At 71.1% G+C, this 22,354-nt stretch carries 16 protein-coding genes and 1 riboswitch; of the genes, 12 read left to right on the top strand and 4 right to left on the bottom strand.

Features of this window, described 5'->3' with window-relative positions; genetic code table 11:
* Positions 1-21 precede the first annotated feature (21 nt).
* Entirely contained in the window at positions 22-3,807 is a 3,786-nt protein-coding gene (locus ABIC53_RS10475) for a choice-of-anchor I family protein (protein ID WP_354451397.1), read from the bottom strand.
* Positions 3,808-3,926: 119 nt separating this feature from the next.
* Here ABIC53_RS10475 and ABIC53_RS10470 point away from each other — a divergent pair, with 119 nt between their 5' ends.
* Positions 3,927-4,703 carry an enoyl-CoA hydratase-related protein gene (locus tag ABIC53_RS10470; RefSeq protein ID WP_274178284.1) on the top strand — a complete coding sequence of 259 codons (777 nt, stop codon included), beginning with the start codon at positions 3,927-3,929 and terminating at the stop codon, positions 4,701-4,703.
* A gap of 9 nt (positions 4,704-4,712) precedes the next feature.
* Entirely contained in the window at positions 4,713-5,642 is a 930-nt protein-coding gene (locus tag ABIC53_RS10465; protein WP_274178285.1) for a cytochrome b/b6 domain-containing protein, read from the top strand.
* Positions 5,643-5,687: 45 nt separating this feature from the next.
* On the opposite strand, the gene ABIC53_RS10460 is transcribed toward ABIC53_RS10465, so the two are convergent.
* The 3 genes from ABIC53_RS10460 to ABIC53_RS10450 all read right to left on the bottom strand — a co-directional run bounded on the left by ABIC53_RS10460 (position 5,688) and on the right by ABIC53_RS10450 (position 8,690).
* Positions 5,688-7,028, bottom strand: coding sequence for an HNH endonuclease signature motif containing protein (locus ABIC53_RS10460; protein ID WP_354451394.1), 1,341 nt, complete (start codon positions 7,026-7,028; stop codon positions 5,688-5,690).
* Positions 7,029-7,158: 130 nt separating this feature from the next.
* Positions 7,159-7,665 carry a GNAT family N-acetyltransferase gene (locus ABIC53_RS10455; protein ID WP_112616251.1) on the bottom strand — a complete coding sequence of 169 codons (507 nt, stop codon included), beginning with the start codon at positions 7,663-7,665 and terminating at the stop codon, positions 7,159-7,161.
* 65 nt (positions 7,666-7,730) lie between these two features.
* Positions 7,731-8,690: a hypothetical protein gene (locus tag ABIC53_RS10450; RefSeq protein ID WP_354451392.1), complete on the bottom strand. Its 960-nt coding sequence runs from the start codon at positions 8,688-8,690 to the stop codon at positions 7,731-7,733.
* A 116-nt stretch (positions 8,691-8,806) separates the two neighbouring features.
* A riboswitch (TPP riboswitch) is annotated at positions 8,807-8,903 on the top strand.
* Here ABIC53_RS10450 and thiM point away from each other — a divergent pair.
* From thiM to ABIC53_RS10400, 10 genes are all read left to right on the top strand, one after another.
* A complete protein-coding gene (gene thiM / locus ABIC53_RS10445; RefSeq protein WP_274178288.1) occupies positions 8,886-9,713 on the top strand; it encodes a hydroxyethylthiazole kinase in 828 nt (275 codons plus the stop codon). Its footprint overlaps the riboswitch before it by 18 nt.
* A complete protein-coding gene (gene thiE / locus ABIC53_RS10440) occupies positions 9,710-10,390 on the top strand; it encodes a thiamine phosphate synthase (RefSeq protein ID WP_354451390.1) in 681 nt (226 codons plus the stop codon). Before thiM ends, thiE begins: the two co-directional genes overlap by 4 nt.
* A complete protein-coding gene (gene thiD, locus ABIC53_RS10435; RefSeq protein WP_354451388.1) occupies positions 10,387-11,889 on the top strand; it encodes a bifunctional hydroxymethylpyrimidine kinase/phosphomethylpyrimidine kinase in 1,503 nt (500 codons plus the stop codon). Before thiE ends, thiD begins: the two co-directional genes overlap by 4 nt.
* 9 nt (positions 11,890-11,898) lie before the next feature.
* Positions 11,899-12,951, top strand: a complete 1,053-nt coding sequence (locus ABIC53_RS10430) for a LacI family DNA-binding transcriptional regulator (RefSeq protein WP_354451386.1) — start codon at positions 11,899-11,901, stop codon at positions 12,949-12,951.
* Between the two features lie 109 nt (positions 12,952-13,060).
* Complete coding sequence (locus ABIC53_RS10425; protein WP_112616261.1) at positions 13,061-14,392, top strand: extracellular solute-binding protein; 1,332 nt, start codon at positions 13,061-13,063, stop codon at positions 14,390-14,392.
* On the top strand, positions 14,389-15,360 hold the full coding sequence (locus tag ABIC53_RS10420) for a carbohydrate ABC transporter permease (protein ID WP_274178291.1): 972 nt from the start codon (positions 14,389-14,391) through the stop codon (positions 15,358-15,360). Before ABIC53_RS10425 ends, ABIC53_RS10420 begins: the two co-directional genes overlap by 4 nt.
* Positions 15,357-16,274, top strand: a complete 918-nt coding sequence (locus ABIC53_RS10415) for a carbohydrate ABC transporter permease (protein ID WP_354451383.1) — start codon at positions 15,357-15,359, stop codon at positions 16,272-16,274. Before ABIC53_RS10420 ends, ABIC53_RS10415 begins: the two co-directional genes overlap by 4 nt.
* A gap of 58 nt (positions 16,275-16,332) precedes the next feature.
* Positions 16,333-17,874, top strand: coding sequence for an arabinosylfuranosidase ArfA (gene arfA, locus ABIC53_RS10410; protein ID WP_114589100.1), 1,542 nt, complete (start codon positions 16,333-16,335; stop codon positions 17,872-17,874).
* Between the two features lie 170 nt (positions 17,875-18,044).
* Positions 18,045-18,605, top strand: a complete 561-nt coding sequence (locus tag ABIC53_RS10405; protein WP_112616269.1) for an acyl-CoA thioesterase — start codon at positions 18,045-18,047, stop codon at positions 18,603-18,605.
* A 52-nt stretch (positions 18,606-18,657) separates the two neighbouring features.
* Entirely contained in the window at positions 18,658-22,353 is a 3,696-nt protein-coding gene (locus ABIC53_RS10400; RefSeq protein ID WP_354451381.1) for a proline dehydrogenase family protein, read from the top strand.
* The last annotated feature ends 1 nt before the right edge of the window (position 22,354 follow it).

Below are 22,354 nucleotides of genomic sequence, written 5' to 3'. Positions count from 1 at the left end.
CTCGGGGCGGACTCGGACGGGTCAGGCGGTCCGGCGGCGACGCGCGGCGACCAGGAGGCCGCCCAGCGCGAGGGCGAGGATGCCCGCCACCGCGAACCCGATCGGAGCCGTCCCGCCGGTGACGGCGATCGTGCCCGCCGGCGCGGCGGCCGTCACCGTCACGGCGACCTCGATCGGCGTGAGCGTCCCCGACGTCACGACGAGGCGGTGCGCGCCGACCTCGAAGTCACGCGGGATCGCGATCGAGAACGCCGTGCGGCCGGATGCGTCGGCCGCGGGGATGCCGCTGACGACGATCGGCTCGCTGAACAGTGTCGCGGCGATCCGCTGGCCCGGCTCGAGGCCGGTCACCGTGACATCGAGCGTGCCGCCCTGCGCGACCGTGCTGCCGCCGAGCTCGACCGTCGCCCACGGCTGTACGGGCTCGCCGGGCTCGCCGGGCTCCGTGGGCTCGCCGTCACCGGGCGCGCCGGGGCCGGGGAAGCCGGGCTGCTCGACCGGCGGCTGCTCGCCGGCGACGTAGGCACGGTTCGCCGGCGCCGGTGAGACCGGGCCCACGGCGGCGAAGAACTCCACCGTCGCCTGCAGGTCGACCTGGCCGGAGTCCGCCGCGCCGGTGCCCGTCGCGAAGGTGCCGAAGTGGTCGCCGCCGCCCGCGAGGAACGAGTTGGTGACGACGCGGATCTTCGTGGTGGTGTCGTCGAGCGCGAGCTGCTCACCGTTCAGCTGCATCGAGCGGATGTGCGAGCCCCTCGTTCCCTCGGGTGCGTACTCGAACGTGAAGCCCTTCGACACGCCCATCGCGAGCTTGGGACGCGACGCTCCGTCGGGCTGCCACTGCTCCTCGAGAACCTGCTTGATCTGTGCCGGGGTGAGCTCGAGCGTGACCAGGGTGTTCGCGAACGGCTGGACGTTGGCGACCTCACGGTATGACACAGCGCCGTTGTCGTCGCCGAACAGCAGGTCGGCGCGCAGGCCGCCCGGGTTCATGAACGCCACCTCGGCGTCGCGCCCACCGTAGGCCGGGTTCTGCGACGTGGCCCACAGGTAGACGTCGGCGACGGTGTTGCCGAGCGTCGAGTGCACGCCGCGGTCCTCCGAGCCCGACGCGGTCTTGCCGCGCAGGATGTCGGCGGTGATCGAGCCGACCTGCACGCGGCCCTTCTCGTCCGCGATGCGCACCGCGTTCGCGACGACCTGGGCCGTCTCGGTGTCGGGGTAGGCGATGTACTGCCCCAGCGTGGCGTCGTACAGCGACACCGTGCTGGGGGTGATCGACTCGAGTTCGCCCGCGTCGGTCAGCTCGATGTCCAGCGCGCCGAGCGTCGTGCCGTACTGGTGCGCCTGGAGCACCGGGCGCCCGCCGATCTCGCACGCGTACTTCTGGTGCGTGTGAGCGGAGACGATCGCGTCGATGTCGTCGGACGCGCCACGGACGAGGTCGCCGAAGTCGCCGGTCTCGGTGGCGATCGCGGTGCAGTCGGAGCCCGCGGAGCCCTCGTGCGCGAGAAGCACCACGACGTCCGCGCCCTCGGCGACCGCGTCGGTCGCTGCATCGTTGGCCGATGCGACCTGGTCGCGGAACTCGATGCCCGCGATGCCCTGTGGGCTCACCATGCCCGCGGTCTGCTCGGTCACGGTGCCGACGAACGCGATCTGCGTGCCGTCGACCTCCTTGATCGTGTACGGCTTGAGCGCGTGCTCGTCGGTGCCCTTCACGAAGACGTTCGCACCGAGTGCGAAGTCGCTGAAGGCGTCGGCATCCGCGTCCTCCTCGAATCGAGGGATGACGCGACCGGTCAGGTCGTCGAAACCACGGTCGAATTCGTGGTTGCCGACTGCGCTGACGTCGAGGCCGGCCGTCTTCAGTGCGTCAATCGTGGGGGTGTCCTGATCGATGAACGACTCGAACGCCGACGCGCCGATGTTGTCACCGGCCGAGACGAGCAGGGTGTTCGGGTTCTGCTGGCGGAACGTGTCGACCGCGCCCGCGAGGACAGCGGCACCCGCGACGCCGCTGGATTCCTGCACGAGCCGCCCGTGGAAGTCGTTGATCGTCAGCACGCGGATGTCGGGCTGCGCGACGGGAGCGCCGCCGACGAGCTGCTCGATGCTGTACAGCGTCGTCGTTCCCGACACCTCGTTGCCGACCGCGAGCAGCGGCTGGCCCGTGGGGGAGCGGTGCGCCCCGATGAACTGGATGCCCTCGGGGCCGAGGTCGCCCGCGGCGGGGGAGTCGGCGGCGGCGCTGAAGTCGCGGTTGTTGACGTACGTCACGTACGTCGCCGCCTTCGGATCCGTGATGTCGTAAACGATGACGCCGCCGACGCGCTCGAAGCCGATGAAGGCGTACGTGCGGCCGCCGACCGTCCCGATCGACAGGTTCTCGGGCTCGGGGCCCTTGTCGTCGCTGCGTCCCTCGAGGTTGGCCTCGGTGTGGTTCGAGTTGAAGTACTCGGGCGCGACGCGCGCGAGGATCTGCTCGAACTGGTCGCCCGAGTCGAACACCAGCGAGCCGTCGGTGCCCCAGATCGAGAACGAGCGACCGCCGAAGGAGTACAGCTCGTCGTAGCAGCTGCCGTCCGCGCGCAGACCGTTCTCGATCGTGACGTTCAGACGTCCGAGGGCTGCATCGCCGAGCTGCGCCGCGAGGGGAGAATCGGCGCAGACGGCCGGGAGCCCCTTCTTGCCGAGGTCCTTCACGCGGACGGCCTCCGCGTAGTCGCCCCACTCGCGGGCGTCGCCCTCGTTGGCGGTGACGAGGTAGGTCGTGGCCTTGCCGCCTGCCGTGGCCGAGTACGACTGGATGCCGTCGGGCATGTACATGCCCTTCAGCCCGGCGTACTCGGCGATGTTGATCGCGCCGTCCTTATCGCTCGCGTCGAGCCCGTTGCCGACCGCGCCGTGATCCTTGAACCCGAGCGGGACGACCTTGGTGACCTCGGCCTTGGCGAGGTCGACGACGGCGATCGCGTTCGCCTCCTGGAGCGCCGCGTAAGCGGTCGTGCCGTCGACGGTGATGTACTCGGGCTCGAGGTTGCGGCTCACACGATTGGCGGTGAGGGGCTTGTCTCCCTGGTCCGGTGCCGCGACGTCCGGTCCGAACACGCGCACGCCGGCCGGAAGCGTCTTCGAGCCGCCGGGCTCGAACGCGCCGAAGCCCGCGATGCGCACGGCCGCCGGCGCGGGGGCCGAGACGGTCTTGGGGAGCGCGACGACGCCGACGGATCCTTCCGGGTCGACCGAGAAGTCGTCGGCGGGCTCGCCCTCGTTCGCGACGACCGCGTACGCGCCGTCCTTCGAGATCGTGACCATATCGGGCAGGGCGCCGACGGTGACCGAGCCGAGGCGAGCGGCTGCCGCGTCGCCGGCGTTCGCGTCGAAGAAGACCAGTGACCCGTTCGCGGTCTTGTCCTCGGCCTCGAACGCCACGATGCCGAGACCGTCGTCGCGGATCGCGAGGGAGTTCGCCGTGCCGGCATCGGCGATGGTGAACAGCTCGACCGGCGCGGTCGGGTCGCTGTTGTCGAGCACCGTCACCGAGCCGGCCTGCGCGTTGACGACGTAGAGGCGGTCGCGGTACGACTGCACGATCTCGGCGGCGGACTCATCGAAGACGCCGGTCTCGTGGGTGCCGATGGGCGTGAGCGCGAGCGTCGCGCCGGGAGCGGAGTCGGTGATCGGTTCGCTGACGATCGCGGCGGATGCCGTGGTGAGCGGCGTCAGTGCCAGCGTGCAGGTGAGTGCGGCCGTCGCGACGGCGGCGAGCGTGCGGGGAACCGTGCGGCTCCGGGCAGGCGAAGGCATAGGTGTCCTCTGGTCGGGTGAACGGGTGCAGGTCGTGAGTACTCTCCGCACGTGTCCGGCATGTGAATGCCCGGCAACCGATCGGAGACGCGCGGAGAGGCGCGTGGCACGATGAGGGGATGAGCGACTACACGACCATCGTCAGCGAGACGCGAGGGCGCGTCGGCTGGCTGACACTGAACCGACCGGAGGCGTTGAACGCCCTGAACTCGACGCTCGTCGCCGAGCTCGCCGACGCGGCCATGGCGTTCGACCGCGACGAGGCGATCGGCGCGATCGTCGTGACCGGCTCGGAGCGGGCGTTCGCGGCCGGCGCGGACATCAAAGAGATGGCGGGCAAGAGTGCCCGCGACATGTCGATGGAGAACCCTTTCGCCGCGTTGGAGGACTTCGCGCGGGTGCGAACCCCCGTTGTCGCCGCGGTTGCCGGGTTCGCGCTCGGCGGCGGGTGCGAGCTGGCGATGATGTGCGACATCGTGCTGGCCGCCGACACCGCGGTGTTCGGGCAGCCCGAGATCGACCTCGGCGTCATTCCGGGCATCGGCGGGACGCAGCGGCTGACGCGCGCGGTCGGCTACTACAAGGCCGCGGAGCTCGTGCTGACCGGACGGCGGATGCCGGCGGAGGAGGCGGAGCGCGCCGGGCTCGTGTCTCGTGTGGTTCCGGCGGCGCAGCTGCTCGACGAAGCCGGTGCCGTCGCCGAGCGGATCGCGTCGCGATCGCTGCCGGTCGCCTATGCGGCGAAGCAGGCGCTGCGCGCCTCGCAGGAGACGAGTGCCGCGGAAGGGCTGCGCCTCGAGCGCACGCTCTTCGCGTCGTTGTTCGCGCTCGAGGACCAGAAGGAAGGCATGGCCGCCTTCGCCGAGAAGCGCGCCCCCGAGTTCCGCCACCGCTGACCTGCCGCGGTGTTGGTCGAACGCGGGGCCGCCGCACGCCGACGGGTGACGGTGATCGTGGCCGTCGGCGTCGCACTGGTGCTCGCGGCGGCGGGTGCCGTCGCGTTCGCCCGCTGGGCGCTGAGCCTCGATGCGATGCGTGGGTTCGTCGAGCGGTACCCGGGCGCATACCCGCTGCCGGCGGGGGCGCCGGTCGGGATTCCGCCGTGGCTCGCCTGGCAGCACTTCTTCAACGCCTTCCTGATGGTGCTGATCATTCGCACGGGTCTGCAGGCGCGGAAGGAGAAGCGTCCGAGGGTGTTCTGGTCACCGCGGGGCAGGCCGAAGCGCCGGACGAGCCTCACGATCTGGTTCCATCAGGCGCTCGACGTCATCTGGATCGGCAACGGCATCGTGTTCGTCATCCTGCTCTTCGCGACCGGACAGTGGATGCGGATCGTGCCGACGAGCTGGGACGTGCTGCCGAATGCTGCCTCGGCGGCGTTGCAGTACGTGTCGCTCGACTGGCCGACGGAGAACGGCTGGGTGAATTACAACAGCCTGCAGCAGCTCGCGTACGCCACGACCGTGTTCGTCGCGGCACCGCTCGCGGTCGTCACCGGCGCGCGGCTCAGCACGGTCTGGCCGCGGGGCGACGGGCGGATCAACCATCTGTACCCGCTCGAGTGGGCACGACGCCTGCACGTGCTGGTGATGCTTTTCTTCGTCGTCTTCATCGTGACCCATGTCGCTCTCGTCCTGGCTACGGGAGCGCTCCGCAACCTCAACCACATGTACGCCGCACAAGGATCGGCGGACCCGACGGCCTACGCCGACAACTGGACCGGCTTCTGGCTGTTCGTCCTGTCGCTCGCCGTCATCGTCGGGGCGTGCGTCGCCGCTCGCCCCGCTGTCCTCGTACCGATCGCGCGTTTGTTCGGCACGACCATCACCCGTTGACCGTCGTCGGCCGGTCGGAGATCACGCCCGCGCGATCAGGCGGTGTCAGAAGGGTGGCGGTTCGTCCGGCGGTGGTCCGCCGCGTGTCGCATCCGGTGGCGGATCCGCGGTGTCGATGGTGAAGCAGACCGCGGGTATGGGTACGTCTTCGCGGTACACCCGGCCGAGGGGCGAGGTCCATTCGAGAACGCCTCCGCCGACCTGCCGGACCTCCCACTTCGTGAACTGCTTCATCGAATGGTGTCGCTGGCAGAGATGGGCGAGGTTGAAGATGTGGGTATGCCCACCCAGGGCGTAGTCGATCGTGTGGTCGATCTCGCAGCGGAGCGCGGCTCGTCGGCATCCGGGGAACCGGCAGTGCTGGTCGCGCGCCATCAGGAGTTTCTTCATCGAAGCGGTGGGCCGGTAGGTGTCGATCTCGACCGGGGTGCGGGTGACGGGGGCGATGAAGAGCCGGTCCCACTCGCTGACCTGCCCGGCGAGCTCGCGTGCCGTGTCGGCATCGATCAGCGCAGCGCCCACGGCTTCGGCGGGGTTCTCGTCACGCCCCATCAACGTCTCCGCCGTGACGGCGACTTGCACGCGTGCCCGAATCGCGCCGAGCCCACCAGCCCGGTCGGCCCCGTAGGTCGGGTCGACCACGGGCGCCCCACCGAGGACGAGGTCACCGAGGATGTCGGCGCGCAGCTGATCCATCGTCCGCGTGTCGCCGGAATCACTCTCCGCCCGCGCGTCCTTCACCCACTGCCCCATCTGCGTGAGCCGGTCGAGCATCCCCGCGGCGATGACCGTCGGGAGGTTCGCGACGAGATTCGACATCCCATCCGACCCGTGGAACACCCGCACGCACCGCTCCGCCGCGGCAGCCTTGTGTCGGTCGGTGAACGTCTGCGTATGCAACCGGGCCGCCAACGCGTCCAGCGCACCCCGCACCCGCGACGGCACATCCCGCTCGCACACCGTGATCGCGGCTGCCTCGTACGCCGACCGCACCTCGTCAGGAACCCTCGCGCCGACCCGCACGACCACATCGACGTGTCCGCGTTCGATCCGCCGCTGCACCCACGCCTGGAACACGGCCGGGTAGTCGTCGATGACGGTCATCGCGTGGTCGATCTCGACCTGTAGGCGCCGGTCCGTCAGCCGCGCCATCCCCGCGGCCTCGGCCGCGACCGAACGCAGCTCCATGTCCGACGCCATCCCACGAACCCCGTCGCGCCGCGCGTCGTGCAGTGCAGCGTGGCCCAGGTCCGCCAGCGCCCGGGTGCGGGCGATATCGGCGGCGTGAGAGAGGTCGAGCGCCTCGGCGTAACGCGAGAAAACAAGCGCTTGCGACGGCGTGGGTGCCTCGCGTCCCACCTCGCCACCCGCGCCATTCGCTGTCATGTTCCCATGATGGCAGTGGGGTACGACATCGAAGTCGAACAGAGGTGCGAATGTGGGCAACTCGCTAAGAAGACCGGCGGGGGAGGAGCGGCGCCGAACGCTCCGCCGCCGTCACCCGGCCGGCGCCGGGTTAGCGGACGAAGCGGACCTCGGTCAGCGTCTCGCCGAGGAACGGCTCGGTGTGGGTCTGCCCGTCGAGCGTGAAGCCATTTCGCTCGTAGAAGCGGTGCGCGCGGGGGTTGTCCTCCGCGACCCACAGGTAGACGCCCTCGTCCTTCTCGACGGCCGCGTCGAAGAGCCGCTGACCGATGCCGGTGCCGTGCCAGGCGTCGAGCAGGTAGATGAAGTACAGCTCGCGCATCCGGGGGGCGTCGCGATCGCGCGCCGGGCCCGACCCGACGAAGCCGACGATCTCGCCGCGGACGAGCGCGGCGTACATCCGGAAGTCCTCGCCCTGCGCGGCCCAGTGGGTCCACAGCTCGGCGAGTCGTCGCGGCGAGACGCTCTGTAGAGCGGCGGTGCTGATGAGGTGGTCGTAGGTCTCGTGCCAGCAGGTGGCGTGCACCCGCCCGAGGGCTTCGGCGTCGACATCCCGCACCGGACGGACGACGATGTCGGTCTGCAGTTCGGCTTCCATGGCCAGACTCTACGCGCGGCCGGCGACGGCGTGAAATCGGGGAGTCGGGGTTGCGCCGCCTGCCGTCATGCGCCGACACCGTCCACCACGGCGACCTCGACCGAGACCAGGCCGACCTCGCCCGGGCTCCAGCCCGCCGCGACCAGTCGAGCCCGCAGCGCTCGTTCGATGACCCTCTGCTCGCTGGGGCTGTGCAGCCGTGCACCGGCCCCCGCGGGTTCGACGACGGCGCCGGGATCGAGAGTCCGCGCCGCGGCGATCAGGTCCTCCCGCATCCGATCGGCGCGCGCGGCCCCGAGGGCGGTTCGGACGATCTCGTACGAACCCAGCGTGACCGTCCACGCCGGCCCCCGGTCGTCGCCCGAGGCCCCGCGCGAGCGCTGCGCGGCCAGCGCGGCGCTGCGGTCCGACAGGATCATCAGGAGGGCAGCGCCGCTCAGGAGGACGAGCACGGCCCCCGCGATGGTCGTCGGCACGACCGAGAATCCGAGGCGGTAGAGCGCTGAATCCCATCCGAGCGTGAGCCCCACGCCGGCGCGGCACACGGAGAAGAGCGCGTAGGCCGCCATGGTCGCTGCGAGGAGCCACGACCCGCGTCGCGCTGCGATGGCCGGGTGCCTCGCGGCGACGCTGGTCAACCCGCAGATGACCGCCATGATCAGGACCTTCACCGCGAGCGAGACGGGCAGCCCGATCGCCGCGGACACGACGCCGACGACAGCGGCGAGCGAGACGGCGATGCCGCCGCGGGCGAGGACGCCGCCGCCGAGCGAGCCGAGCCCGGCGAAGATCAGTCCCGGGCCGAGGACCATGGCGATGTCGCTGATGACGAGCGATGCCGGATCGCCGGTCTGGGTGTGGACGAGGTACAGCAGGCTGGACGCGGTGGCCGAGAGCGCGCCGACGATCCCGAAGCGCAGGAGCGCGCCGCGCCGACGCCAGCTCGGGCGCAGCGTGAACAGCACGACGAGACCGATGATCGTCATGAGGCACGCGAAGACCAGCGCGCATCCCGCTGTCAGCACGGCCCCACCCCCTCGCGCGCCGGCCCGTGAAGCGCGCTCACTCGCAACCTACGCGCTTCGGGGGCCGGGAGAAAAGCACAGCGGCCCAGAGCGTGCAAACCGGCCTGCTATGGTCGTGTCCCGACACGGGGTGCCCGCGACCGCGAGCTGAGATCAGACCCGTCGAACCTGCTCCAGTGCAATGCTGGCGAAGGGATGTCGAAAATGCGCGATGTCGTGCCCACCGTCCGAGGACCGGAAGCGGCGCTCCGAGCGCTGCGGGATGCCGCTCCGCTCACCCACTGCGTGACCAACGCCGTCGTCACCGGGTTCACCGCGAACGCGCTGCTCTCGCTCGGGGCGAGTCCGGCGATGGTCGACATCGAGGGTGAGGCGGGCATCTTCGCCGGCGTCGCCGACGGTGCCCTGATCAACCTCGGCACCCCGAATCCGCAGCAGCAGGCCAGCGCCCGCGAGATCGTGGCGGCGACGCGGCGCTGGGTGCTCGACCCCGTCGCGGTCGGGATGCTGCCGATCCGCACGGCCCTCGCCGCGGAGCTCGTCGCTGCTCGCCCCGCGATCATCCGCGGCAACGCCTCGGAGATCGCGGCGGTCGCCGGAACCGGCGCGGGCGGCCGCGGCGTCGACAGCATCGACGACCCGGACTCGGTGCACGCGGCCGCGGCGGCCCTGGCCCGCCGGTCCGGCGCGGTCGTCGCGGTGTCGGGCGCGACGGACCTCGTCACCGACGGAGAACGGGTCGCGCGGGTTCCCGGGGGAGACCCGCTGCTGACCCGGGTGACCGGCGGAGGCTGCTCGCTGGGCGCGACGATGGCGGCCTTCCTCGGCGTCGTCGAGCCCTTCTCGGCAGCCGTCGCAGCGTCGCTCGTGCACAAGCAGGCCGCCGAGGCTGCGGCATCCGTGTCGTCCGGTCCCGGCTCGTTCGCCGTCGCCTTCCTCGACGCGCTCGCGACGCTCGCTCCCGGCGACCTCGATGCCGCACGCGTCGCGACCCGCGCGATGGCGGCGGAGGGCGTCCGGTGACCCGCCGGGTCGACCTCGCCCTGCACCTCGTCACCGATGACCGGCTGAACGCCGACACGCTGCTGTCGATCGTCGACGCCGCCGTCGACGGGGGCGTGACGGTGGTGCAGCTGCGCGACAAGAGAGTGACCGCGGCCGAGCTGATCCGCCGCACCCGGATGCTGTCGGATGTGATCGCGGGGCGGGTTCCGCTGCTCATCGACGACCGGGTCGACGTCGCCCTCGCCGCCATCGATGCGGGGGCCCGCGTGGACGGCGTGCATCTCGGTCAGAACGACATCCCGCCCACGACTGCGCGGCGAGTCCTCGGGCCCGACGCCGTCATCGGGTGGACGGCGAACACGGCGGCGCATCTGCAGGCCGCCCACGCGATGCCGGACGGCACCCTCGACTATCTCGGGGTCGGCGTGATCCGGCCGACGATCACGAAGGCCGATCACCCGCCCGCGCTGGGCATCGAGGGATTCGCGGAACGGGCCGCGGCGACGCCGCTCGCGTGCGTCGCGATCGGGGGCGTGGGTCCCGATGACGTCGCCGCCCTCCGCCGAGCGGGGGCAGCCGGGGTCGCCGTCGTCTCGGCGATCAGCGGTGCTGCGGACCCCGCCGCGGCCGCGCGCGCCTTCGCCGTCGCAGCGCGCGGGCGCGGTTCCGACACTGCGGACGGAGCGGTCCGGTGACCGCGGGGGCACGGGCGCCGCGAGTGCCGCGGGTGCTGAGCATCGCGGGCACCGACCCGTCGGGCGGCGCGGGCATTCAAGCCGACCTCAAGTCGATCGCGGCGATGGGCGGCTACGGCATGGCCGTCGTCACGGCCCTCGTGGCGCAGAACACCCGCGGTGTGCGGGCCGTGCACGTGCCTCCGCCGGAGTTCTTGCGTACGCAGCTCGACGCGGTCGGCGATGACGTCGAGATCGATGCGATCAAGATCGGGATGCTGCATTCCGAGCCGCTCGTCGCGGTCGTCGACGACTGGCTGGCTCGGCGGGGCCATGACCTCGTCGTGCTGGACCCCGTCATGGTGGCCACGAGCGGCGATCGCCTGCTCGATCCCGCCGCAGAGGACGCGATCCGCGCCCTCTGCGGGCGCGCCGCCCTCGTGACGCCGAACCTCCCCGAGCTGGCCGTGCTCGCGGAGGAGCCGGTCGCACGCACGTGGCTCGCCGCCCTCGCCCAGGCACAGCGGTTCGCGCGCACATCGGGTGCGGCGGTGCTCGTCAAAGGCGGGCATCTCGACGGCGACGACTGCCCCGACGCGATCGTGACGCCGGACGGGGTCGCGGCGGAGGTGTCGCGCCGCCGCATCGCCTCGACCAACACCCACGGCACCGGGTGCTCCTTGTCGTCGGCGATGGCGACGCTCGGCGCGAGTGGCATCGGCTGGACCGTTGCCCTCGCGCGTGCGACCGAATGGTTGGCCGGTTCGATCACAGCGGGCGCGGCGCTCGGCGTCGGGCGAGGCAACGGCCCCGTCGACCACCTGCACGAGCTGCGCCCGCACCTCCCGTCGCCCGTGTCGTGGACAGAGCGCGCCTGGGCCGGCGCCGCTCCGCTCCGCGCCGCCGTCGACTCCTGCGCCTTCGTCGAGGGGCTGCGCACGGGAGAGCTCGATGAGCCGGTCTTCGCCTGGTACCTCCAGCAGGACGCGCTGTACCTCTCGGAGTACGCCCGTGTCCTCGCCCGAGCCAGCGCGCTCGCCCCGCGAGGCGAGGAACAGGTGTTCTGGGCGGAGGCCGCCGCCTCGGCGATCGCGGTCGAATCCGAGCTCCACCGCTCGCGGGTCGGCGCGGACGCCGCGGACCCCGCCGCCGCGACGCTCGCCTACACCGATCACCTCCACGCCGCATCCGCTCGCGGCTCGTACGGTGAGCTGGTCGCCGCCCTCCTGCCGTGCTTCTGGCTGTACTCCGATGTGGGCGAGCGATTCGCGGCGGCGTCGCACCCGCACCATCCGTATCGGGACTGGCTCTCGACCTACGCCGACCCCGCTTTCGCCGCATCGACCCGCGCCGCGATCGAGATCGTCGAGCGGGCGGCGGCGGACGCGTCGGCGGCAGAGCGCGCGCGGATGAGCGTCGCGTTCGCGCGATCGATGCGCCACGAGCTCGCCTTCTTCGAGGCGCCCATCGCAGCGCTGGCCGGCGCAACACGGGCGAGAGGGCCTGCGCGCGGGGCCTAGTCTGTGCTCATGCCGAAGGAGAGAGCCGGCCGAGCCACGATGAAGGATGTGGCGGCGCTCGCCGGGGTATCGGCGAAGACGGTCTCCAACGTGCTGACGGGCACCGCCGCGGTCCGGCCGCAGACGCAGCAGCGCGTGGAGTCGGCGATGCGCGAGCTCGACTTCGTGCCGAATCTCAGCGCCCGGGGCCTGCGGAACGGCCGCTCCGGCGTGATCGCCATCGCGCTCCCCGACCTCGCGACGGCGTTCTCCGCCGAGATGCTGCATCACCTCGTCGACGCGGCTCACCAGCGCGGCTACGCGGTCCAGATCGAGGAGACCGCGCTCGAGCCGGAGCGTGAGCGCGACCTCGTCTCGCGGGCGCGTCAGCATCTCGTCGATGGTGTCGTGCTCAACCCGATCCGCATCGAGGACAGCGTCGTCGATCGCGACGAACGGCTGCCGCCTGTCGTGCTGATCGGCGAGGTCGAGCAGCACGTCACCGACCGGGTGCTCGTCGACAGCCGGGGCGGCGCGCGCGATGCCGTGGCTCACCTCGTGGCGCGCGGGGCGCGGCGGATCGCCGCGATCGGCGGCGACGATCAGCCCGAGCTCGCCACGGCGACCAGTCGCCTGCGCCTCGCGGGCGTGCGCGACGGGCTCGCCGCGGCCGGGCTCGAGCACGACCGCCGCCGGGAGGTCAACCTGCTGCCCTGGAACATGGAGGCGGGCGCGCTGGGCGTGCGGACACTGCTCGATCGCGGGGTCGAGGTCGACGCCCTCCTCTGCTTCACCGACTCGATCGCCGTCGGCGCGCTGCACGAACTGGCGTGTGCGGGCATCCGGGTGCCGGAGGACGTGCTCGTGTGCGGCTTCGACGACATCGAGCAGTCGCGCTTCACGACACCGCAGCTGACGACCGTCTCCTTCGACCGGAACGAGTTCGCGCGTGCGACGATCGCGCTCCTCGAGGAGCGCATCGCGGCGCGCGACGTTCCGGTGCGAGCGGTGGCGATCGAGCACCGGGTGGTCGCTCGAGCGAGCACGGACGCGGTGCCGCGAGGCGTATCGCCCGGCCGCTGACCGTCGGCATCGACGACATCCGGATTTTCCTTGCGCATTGATTACATCGATGTAAAAGTATGAGGGTCCCTGGTTGTCACGATGTCGTGCCGTCACAAAGGAGTGACCGATGGCCCCACCCATAGAACTCAGCAGACGGCGATTCCTCACGGGAGCCGCAGCCCTCGCCGGAACCGCCTTCCTCGCCTCGTGCGCCGGTCTCCCCGGCGCCACGGGCGCCCGCACCCTCCAGTTCTGGCACCTGCTCTCCGGCGCCGACGGCGTGACCATGTCCGGGCTCATCGACGGCGTCAACGCCGCGCAGTCCGACTATCGCGTGCGTCCGACGGTGCTCGCGTGGGGTGAGCCGTACTACACCAAGCTCGCGATGGCGGCCGCGGGCGGGCGGGCGCCGGACGTCTCGGTCATGCATGCCTCGCGCGTCGTCGGCTACGCGCCGGGCGGGCTGCTCGACACCTGGGACACCGGGCGGCTGGCCGACCTCGGCGTCGACGCGAGCACCTTCACCGACGCGATCTGGCGCAAGGGCTTCATCGGCGACGACCTCTACAGCGTCGCACTCGACGCCCACCCGTTCATCCTGATGTACAACACCGACATCTGCGCCGAGGCGGGGGTTCTCGACAGCGACGGCAAGCTGCTGCCGATCACCTCGCCCGAGGACTTCCTCGAGCTCGGGCGAGCCGTAGCGGCCGTGTCGGAGTCTCACGGGCTGTCCTTCGGCTATCTCGGCGACGGCGCGCAGATGTGGCGCCTCTTCTATACGCTCTACACGCAGCACGGGCTCGAGATCGAGCTTCCCGAGGGCGGCAAAGCGGAGATCGATGAGGATGCCGCGGTCGCGGCGCTGACCTTCATGCAGCAGCTCCTCGACGACGAGATCGCGTCGCGCAGCGCCGACTACCAGAGCGCGATCGCCGAGTTCGCGACCGGGCGCAGCGGGCTCTTCCTCACGGGCGTCTGGGAGCTGCGCTCGATGCAGCAGCAGAACCTGCCGATCGACGCCGCGATCATCCCGGCCGTCTTCGGCACCCCGTCGGTCTACGCCGACTCGCACTCGTTCACCCTGCCGCACCAGAGCGCGCCCGACGAGGAGACCCGCGACCTGGTCTACCGCTTCGTCGCCGACATCCTGAAGGGCTCGTTCGACTGGGCCGGGGCCGGCCACATCCCCGCGTATCTTCCCGTGACGCAGTCGCCCGCCTACGCCGATCTGCTGCCGCAGGCGCACTACGCCGAGGCCGCCGAGCTCGTCCGATACGACCCGCCGGCCTGGTTCACCGGATCGGGCTCGCGCTTCCAGGCCGACTTCGGCGCCGCGGTGCAGAACGTCCTGCTGCAGGGCGCCGATCCGGCCGCAGCGGTCTCCCGCTTCCGCGCGGGCGTCGACCTGCGCCTGCAGACGCCGAACCCCGCCGCACCGGACGGAGCCCGCGCATGACCCTCGACACCGGATCCGGCCGCGCCGGACTCGCCGACACCGCTGCGACGCGCACGATCGTCACCGGCGACCGCGCGGGGCGACGCCGGCACGCCGGCGACCGCGGCGAGCAGCGCATCGCCTGGACCTTCCTCGCGCCGTTCCTCGCCGCCTTCCTCCTCTTCCTCGTCTGGCCGCTGCTGCACGGGCTCTACCTGAGCTTCACCGACCAGTCGCTGACGGGCGCCGGCGGGTCGTTCATCGGCATCGCGAACTACGTCGAGGCGCTCGGCGACCCCGTCATGTGGCGATCGCTCGGCAACACCGCCTGGTTCACGGTGCTCTCGACCGTGCCGCTGGTCGTCCTCGCCCTGGTCATGGCTCTGCTCGTGCAGCGCGGACTGCCCGGACAGTGGCTCTGGCGGCTGTCGTTCTTCATGCCCTATCTGCTCGCCTCCACGGTGATCTCGCAGATCTGGGTGTGGATCTTCAACCCGCAGATCGGCGCGGCCAACGGCATCCTGGAGGCGTTCGGTCTCGAGCCGATCGCGTGGCTGCAGAACCCCGACACCAACATGCTCGCGATCGTCGTCGCGACGGTGTGGTGGACGATCGGCTTCAACTTCCTGCTCTACCTCGCGGCCCTCCAGAACATCCCCGAGACGCAGTACGAAGCGGCGTCCATCGACGGCGCGGGGGAGTGGCGCAAGCTCTTCTCGATCACGATCCCGCAGCTGGGCCAGGTCACCGTGCTCATCGTCATCCTGCAGGTGCTGGCGTCGCTGAAGCTGTTCGACCAGGCGTACCAGATGCTCGGAGGCATCGCGAGCGAGACGACCCGCTCGATCGTCCAGTACATCTACGAATCCGGGTTCGTCGGGTACCGCTTCGGCTACTCGGCGGCGATCTCGTACGTCTTCTTCGCCGTGATCGTGCTGATCGGCGTCATTCAGGCCCTCGCCACCCGTCGCCGGAAGGAGCACTCATGAGCGCCGCCACCGCCAGCTCCACGGCCACGCGCGCCGTCGTCGCGCCCGGGGTCGGCCCCGATCCGCGGAGCCGCAAACCCGGTCAGCGCCGGTTCAGCGCGCTCAACATCGTCGCGTTCGTCGCGCTCGCCCTCCTGGCGATCGGGTGGCTGCTGCCGTTCCTCTGGGCGGTCGCGACCGCCTTCAAGACCGAGACGGATGCCGCCTCCGGCGCCGGCGGCTGGATCGGCGAGAGCGGGCCCACGACGGAGGCCTTCACCTCGATCCTCTCGCAGGGCAACGTGTGGGTCTGGGCCGGCAACAGCCTCTGGACGTCCGCCGTGATCACCCTGCTCACCGTCGCGATCTCGGCCGTGGCCGCGTACGCGTTCTCACGGCTCGAGTTCCGCGGCAAGAAGTTCTTCTACGGCGCGGTCATCGCCTCGATCGTCATCCCGCCGCAGGTGCTGATCATCCCGCTGTTCTACGAGATGCTCGCCTTCAACCTCGTCGACACCCCGTGGGGCCTGATCCTGCCGCAGGTCGTCGCGCCGGCGATGGTGTTCATCCTCAAGAAGTTCTTCGACCAGGTGCCCATCGAGCTCGAGGATGCCGCGCGGGTCGACGGCGCCGGGCGCTTCCGGGTGTTCTGGTCGATCGTGCTGCCGCTGTCGCGGCCCATCCTCGGTGCCGTCGCGATCTTCGTGTTCATCGGCGCGTGGAACAACTTCCTCTGGCCGTTCCTCATCATCAACGACACGACCCTCATGACCCTGCCGGTGGGACTCCAGACCGTGATCAGCGCCTACGGCGTGCAGTACGCGCAGGTCATGGCCCAGGCCGTCCTCGCCTCGGTGCCGCTGATCATCGTCTTCCTGGTGTTCCAGAAGCAGATCGTCCGCGGCGTCGCCACGACCGGCTTCGGCGGTCAGTGACCGGCGCCGCCCGGCACGCGTCGTCCGCATCCCCTCACCCCGAAAGAACAGGAGCATCATGCCCCGCGCCCGCATCGTCCTCGATCGCGACTTCACCGTGGCCGACGTGCCGCGCCGCCTCTTCGGCTCGTTCGTCGAGCACATGGGCCGCTGCGTCTACACCGGCATCTACGAGCCGGGTCACCCGCAGGCCGACGAACGCGGCTTCCGTCGCGACGTGCTCTCGCTCGTGAAGGAGCTGGGCGCCACCGTGATCCGCTACCCCGGCGGCAACTTCGTCTCGGGCTACAACTGGGAGGACGGCGTCGGGCCGGTCGCCGACCGTCCGCACCGGCTCGATGGCGCCTGGCACACGGTCGAGACCAACGCGTTCGGGCTCCACGAGTTCGTCGACTGGGCGCGCGAGGCCGAGGTCGAGGTCATGGAGGCGGTCAACCTCGGCACGCGCGGTGTCGACGAGGCCCGCGCGCTCGTCGAGTACGCGAACCACGCCGGCGGTACGTACTGGTCGGACCTGCGTCGCCGCAACGGGGCCGCAGCGCCCTTCGACATCCGCCTCTGGTGCCTCGGCAACGAGCTCGACGGCCCGTGGCAGATCGGCCACAAGACCGCGCACGAGTACGGCCGGCTCGCGCAGGAGACGGCGAAGGCGATGCGCCTGGTCGACCCCGACATCGAGCTCGTGGCGGTGGGATCGTCGAACCGGCAGATGCCGACCTTCGGCTCGTGGGAGCACACGGTCCTCACGCACGCGTACGACGAGGTCGACTACATCTCGATGCACGCCTACTACCAGGAGGACGGCGGGGACGCGGCATCCTTCCTCGCCGAGGCCGTCGACATGGACGCCTTCATCGACGGCGTCGTCTCGACGATCGACGCGGTCAAGGCTGCGGGCAAGCATCGCAAGCAGGTCGACATCTCGTTCGACGAGTGGAACGTCTGGTACCAGCGGGGCCTCGACACCGAGGACCAGCCGCACATCGTCTCGGCGTCGAAGGAGTGGCGCGCCCACCCGCGCCTCATCGAGGACACCTACAACGTCACCGACGCCGTCGTGGTCGGGACCTTCCTGCACAGCCTGCTGCGCCACGGCGACCGCGTGCGCATCGCCAACCAGGCGCAGCTGGTCAACGTGATCGCACCCATCCGCTCGGAGGAGGGCGGACCGGCCTGGCGGCAGTCGATCTTCTGGCCGTTCGCCCGCATGTCGCAGCTGGCGCAGGGGCGCGTGCTGCGGCTCGCGATCGACTCCGATCAGACGCCGACGGCGAAGTTCGGCGACGTGGATGTCGTCGACGCGGCCGCGACGTGGGACGAGGCGACCGGCCGCGTCGCGCTGTTCGTCGCCAATCGCTCGCTCGAGTCCGAGACCGAGGTGTCGCTCGAGCTGCGCGGGCTGGGCGCGTCGGGCGTCGTCTCGGCCGAGGTGCTGACGGTGCCCGAGGGCGGCGACCGGCGGTCGGCCAACACCGAGCACGACCAGGACGCCGTCGGCCTCGTGCCGCTGCGCGGCGTCGGACTCGACGAGGGCACGCTGCGAGCGACCCTGCCCGCGCTGTCGTGGGCGGTGATCGTGCTCGACACCGCCCGCGCCTGACCGCGCGTCGCGTACGTCGGAGAATCGCGCGTACGTCGGACGGATCCCGCGAGATCCTCCGATGTTCGCGCGATTCTCCGTTCCTGCGCGCGGGGCGGCGGGCGCGGAGTTGTGGAAGGCGCACAACGGATGCGGGTGGGGGCATGGGGCATCCGATAGCGTCGGCCCTCGTGAACGTGTGGCTCCGGACCCTGCTGACGATCTGGCGAGCGAAGCGACAGCTGCGCAGGAACGGCCCGCGGCCGCTCATGGCGGTCGGCCGGGTGAAGCTCCGGACGCTGCCCACCGACATCGATCTGCTCGGGCACATGAACAACGGGCGGTACGCCTCGCTGTTCGACCTCGGCCGGTTCGACCTGCTGGTGCGCAACGGCATCTGGGACACCTTCCAGGAGAAGGGCTGGTACGGCGTCGTCGCGAGCAGCACGATCACCTTCCGGAAGTCGCTGAACCTCTGGCAGCGCTTCACGATCGAGACGCGCCTGCACGGACACGACGACAAGTCGGTGTACATGGTGCATCGTGCGGTCGTCCGCGGCGAGGTCTACGCCGAGATGCTGGTGCGTTCGCGGTTCCTGCGTCGCACGGGCGGCATCGTGCCGCTCGACGAGCTGTTCGCGGTGCTCGGCCGGCGCGACGATCTGCCCGAGCTCGAGCCGTGGATGACCGAGTGGGCTGCGGCGACCGCTCTGCCGTCGACGCGTGCCGAGGCGCCCAGCGTCTGGGAGTGATCCCCGGGCGAGGCGCCGCCCTTCGAGAGCGCTTGCGACATAGGCTGACGGCATGTCCGACACCGTTTCGTCCGGCACCACCCCGCCGGGCTTCCCCGCCGACGATTCCCTCGCCCATCAGGCGGTGGACCTGGCCCAGAAATGGGTGCACACGTCGGCCGATTTCCCCGCGGATGCCGCAGCGCAGCGCCTCGCGGGAGTCCTTCGCGACCCGAACGGACTGCCGTTCACGATCGGGTTCGTCGACGGCGTCATGCGACCCGAGAGCGTGACCGCCGCGGCGACCCGACTGCACCACGTCGCCCCGCTGGTCCCGGAGTTCCTGCCCTGGTATCTCCGCGGCGCCGTGCGCATCGGCGGCGCCGTGGCTCCCGTGCTGCCGACCCCCGTCGTGCCGATCGCGCGGACGGCGCTGCGGGAGATGGTCGGGCACCTGGTCGTCGACGCGCGACCGCACAAGCTCGGCCCCGCCATCGCCCGCATCCGCGAGTCCGGGGCCCGCCTCAACCTCAATCTCCTCGGCGAGGCGGTGCTCGGCGAGGACGAAGCACGCCGCCGGCTCGACGGCATCCACGAGCTGATCCGCCGGCCCGACGTCGACTACGTCTCGGTGAAGGTCTCGGCGATCGTCAGCCGCATCTCGATGTGGGCGTTCGACGAGGTCGTCGCCGATGTCGTCGAGCGGCTGCTGCCGCTCTACCTGAGCGCGGCTGAGGACGGCACCTTCATCAACCTCGACATGGAGGAGTACCGCGACCTCGATCTCACGATCGCCGTCTTCACGCGCATCCTCGAGGACGAGCGGCTGCGGGGGCTCGAGGCCGGGATCGTGCTGCAGGCCTATCTGCCCGACGCCGCCGACGCCCTCGACGAGCTGACCGCCTGGGCGCAGGCCCGCGTCGCCGCCGGCGGGAGCCGCATCAAGGTGCGGCTGGTCAAGGGCGCGAACCTCGCGATGGAGCGCGTGGACGCCACGATCCACGGCTGGCCGCTGGCGACCCACGCGAGCAAGCTCGACGCCGACGCGATGTACCTGCGGTGCCTCGACCGTGCCCTGCGCCCCGAGCGGAGCGCCGCGGTGCGGCTCGGCGTCGCCGGGCACAACCTCTTCGACATCGCCTACGCCTGGCTGCTCGCCGGCGAGCGCGGTGTGCGCGACGACATCGAGATCGAGATGCTCCTCGGCATGGCGCAGGGTCAGGTCGCCGCGGTCACGGCCGACGTGGGCCACGTGCTGCTGTACGTCCCGGTCGTCCGCCCCGACGAGTTCGACGTCGCCATCAGCTACCTGGTGCGGCGGCTCGAGGAGAACGCCTCGAGCGAGAACTTCCTCTCGGCGGCGTTCGACCTCGCGACCGACGAGAGCCTGTTCGAGCGCGAACGCGATCGGTTCCTCGCCTCCCTCGAGCGCGCGGCCGACCCGGCCCTGCCCAGCGGGCCGAACCGCACGCAGGACCGCACGATGTCGTTGCGGCCCATCGCGCCGCAACGCATCACGCGCGACCCCGCCGAGGGCGACGACGGGCTGACGCAGGCGGTGCTCGGCATCGCCGACGCCGCGGGCCGTTCCGACGAGACCACGGCTCTGGGCGAGCCCGACGATGTCCTGTTCGGCGGCGAGCACTTCGTCGAGACCGCCGTCTACGCCCCGCGCGAGACGCGCCGGGCCCCGGCGCTCGGAGCGCCCGGGTTCGCCAACACTCCCGACTCCGACCCCGCGCTCGCCGTCAACCGGGAGTGGGCCCGCGGCATCCTGTCGCGGATCGAGGGCAGCACGGCCGGTGACGAGACGATCGCCGCCGCCCGGGTCGATGACGCGGGAGAGCTCGATGGAATCGTGGCGCGTGTGGGATCGGCGGCATCCGCCTGGGGCTCGATGGCCGCGGCCGACCGCAGTGCGGTGCTGCTCGCCGCCTCGCGCGCACTCGAATCACGTCGGGCCGAGCTCATCGAGGTCGCCGCATCCGAGACCGGCAAGGTGCTGGCCGAAGCCGACGTCGAGGTCAGCGAAGCGGTCGACTTCGCCGCCTACTACGCCGCGACGGCGCGCGAGCTCGATCGGGTCAGCGGCGCCGTCTTCGAGCCGGCGTCGGTCACGGTGGTCGCTCCGCCGTGGAACTTCCCGCTCGCCATCCCCGCCGGCGGCGTGCTCGCGGCCCTCGCCGCCGGATCGGGCGTCGTCTTCAAGCCCGCTCCGCAGGCCCGTCGCTGTGCGGCGGTCGTCGCCGAGGCGCTGTGGGATGCCGGGGTGCCCCGCGATCTCCTCGCGCTCGTGGACATCGACGAGGGCGATCTCGGCCGCCGGCTCATCACCCACCCGTCGGTCGACCGCGTCATCCTCACCGGCTCGTGGGAGACGGCGGCGCTGTTCCGGTCGTGGCGGCCCGAGCTGCCGCTGCTTGCCGAGACCAGCGGCAAGAACGCGATCATCGTCATGCCCTCCGCCGACCTCGATCTGGCGGCGTCCGACCTGATCAAGAGCGCCTTCGGTCATGCGGGTCAGAAGTGCTCCGCCGCGTCGCTCGCGATCCTGGTGGGGCCGGTCGGGCGGTCGAAGCGGTTCGCGCGTCAACTCGTCGACGCCACGCGGTCGCTGCGGGTCGGACCGCCCACCGATCCCCGCAGCGAGGTCGGGCCCGTGATCGAGCCGCCGCAGGGCAAGCTCGAATGGGCTCTCACCTCACTCGAGGAGGGTGAGCGCTGGCTCGTCGAGCCTCGTCCCCTCGACTTCGGTGACGCGACCGCTGGGCGCTTCTGGTCTCCGGGCGTGAAGGTGGGGGTGAGCGCCGGGTCGCGCACGCACCTCGAGGAGTTCTTCGGACCCGTGCTCGGCGTCATGCACGCGCGCACTCTCGACGAGGCGATCGAACTGCAGAACGCGGTCGCCTACGGTTTGACCGCGGGCCTGCACACCCAGGACGCCGCCGACCTGGCGACCTGGCTCGACCGGGTCGAGGCCGGCAACCTCTACGTCAACCGCGGCATCACGGGGGCCATCGTCCAGCGTCAGCCCTTCGGCGGCTGGAAGCGGTCGTCGGTGGGCGCAGGCACGAAGGCCGGCGGACCGAACTACCTCGTCGGGCTCGGTTCCTGGCGTGCGTCGAACGGCTCGGCATCCAGCACGCTGCATCTGCGCGGTCTCGACTCGCGCATCACGACCATCATCGAGTCGGCCCAGCCCACCCTCGACTACGAATCGTTCGAATGGCTGCGGCGCGGCGCGCTCTCGGATGCCGTCGCCTGGGACCGCGAGTTCGGCCAGGTGCGCGACGTGTCCGGCCTCGGCGTCGAGCGGAACCTGTTCCGGTATCGCCCGGTCGACGTGGCGGTGCGAGCGTCGTCGGACGCGACCTGGCAGGCGGTGCTCCGCGTGCTCGTCGCGGGCGTGCGGGCCGGATCGGCCGTGACGCTGAGCTCGCCGGTCGGTCTTCCCGCCGACGTCCGGCGGGCGCTCGGCGAGGTCGACATCGCGGTCTCGGTCGAGACCGACGGCGAATGGCTGCAGCGCATCGCCGCCCCCGAGCGTCGACCGGGACGCATCCGCCTGGTCGGCTCGCGTGAGACGGTGGCCGAGCTGCGGACGGCCATCGCGGCAGCGACCGAGGGAGACCCGGATGTCGCCGTCTACGCCGACGAGGTCACGACCGCGGCGCGGATCGAGCTGCTGCCCTTCGTGCACGAGCAGTCCATCACGATCACCGCGCACCGTTTCGGCAATCCCGACGACTGGTCCGAGGCGGTCATCTGAC

It is taken from the genome of Microbacterium sp. 1262 (genome assembly GCF_040544895.1).
In the GTDB taxonomy this organism is placed as follows: domain Bacteria; phylum Actinomycetota; class Actinomycetes; order Actinomycetales; family Microbacteriaceae; genus Microbacterium; species Microbacterium plantarum.
This window is presented reverse-complemented; position numbering and strand designations above follow the sequence as displayed.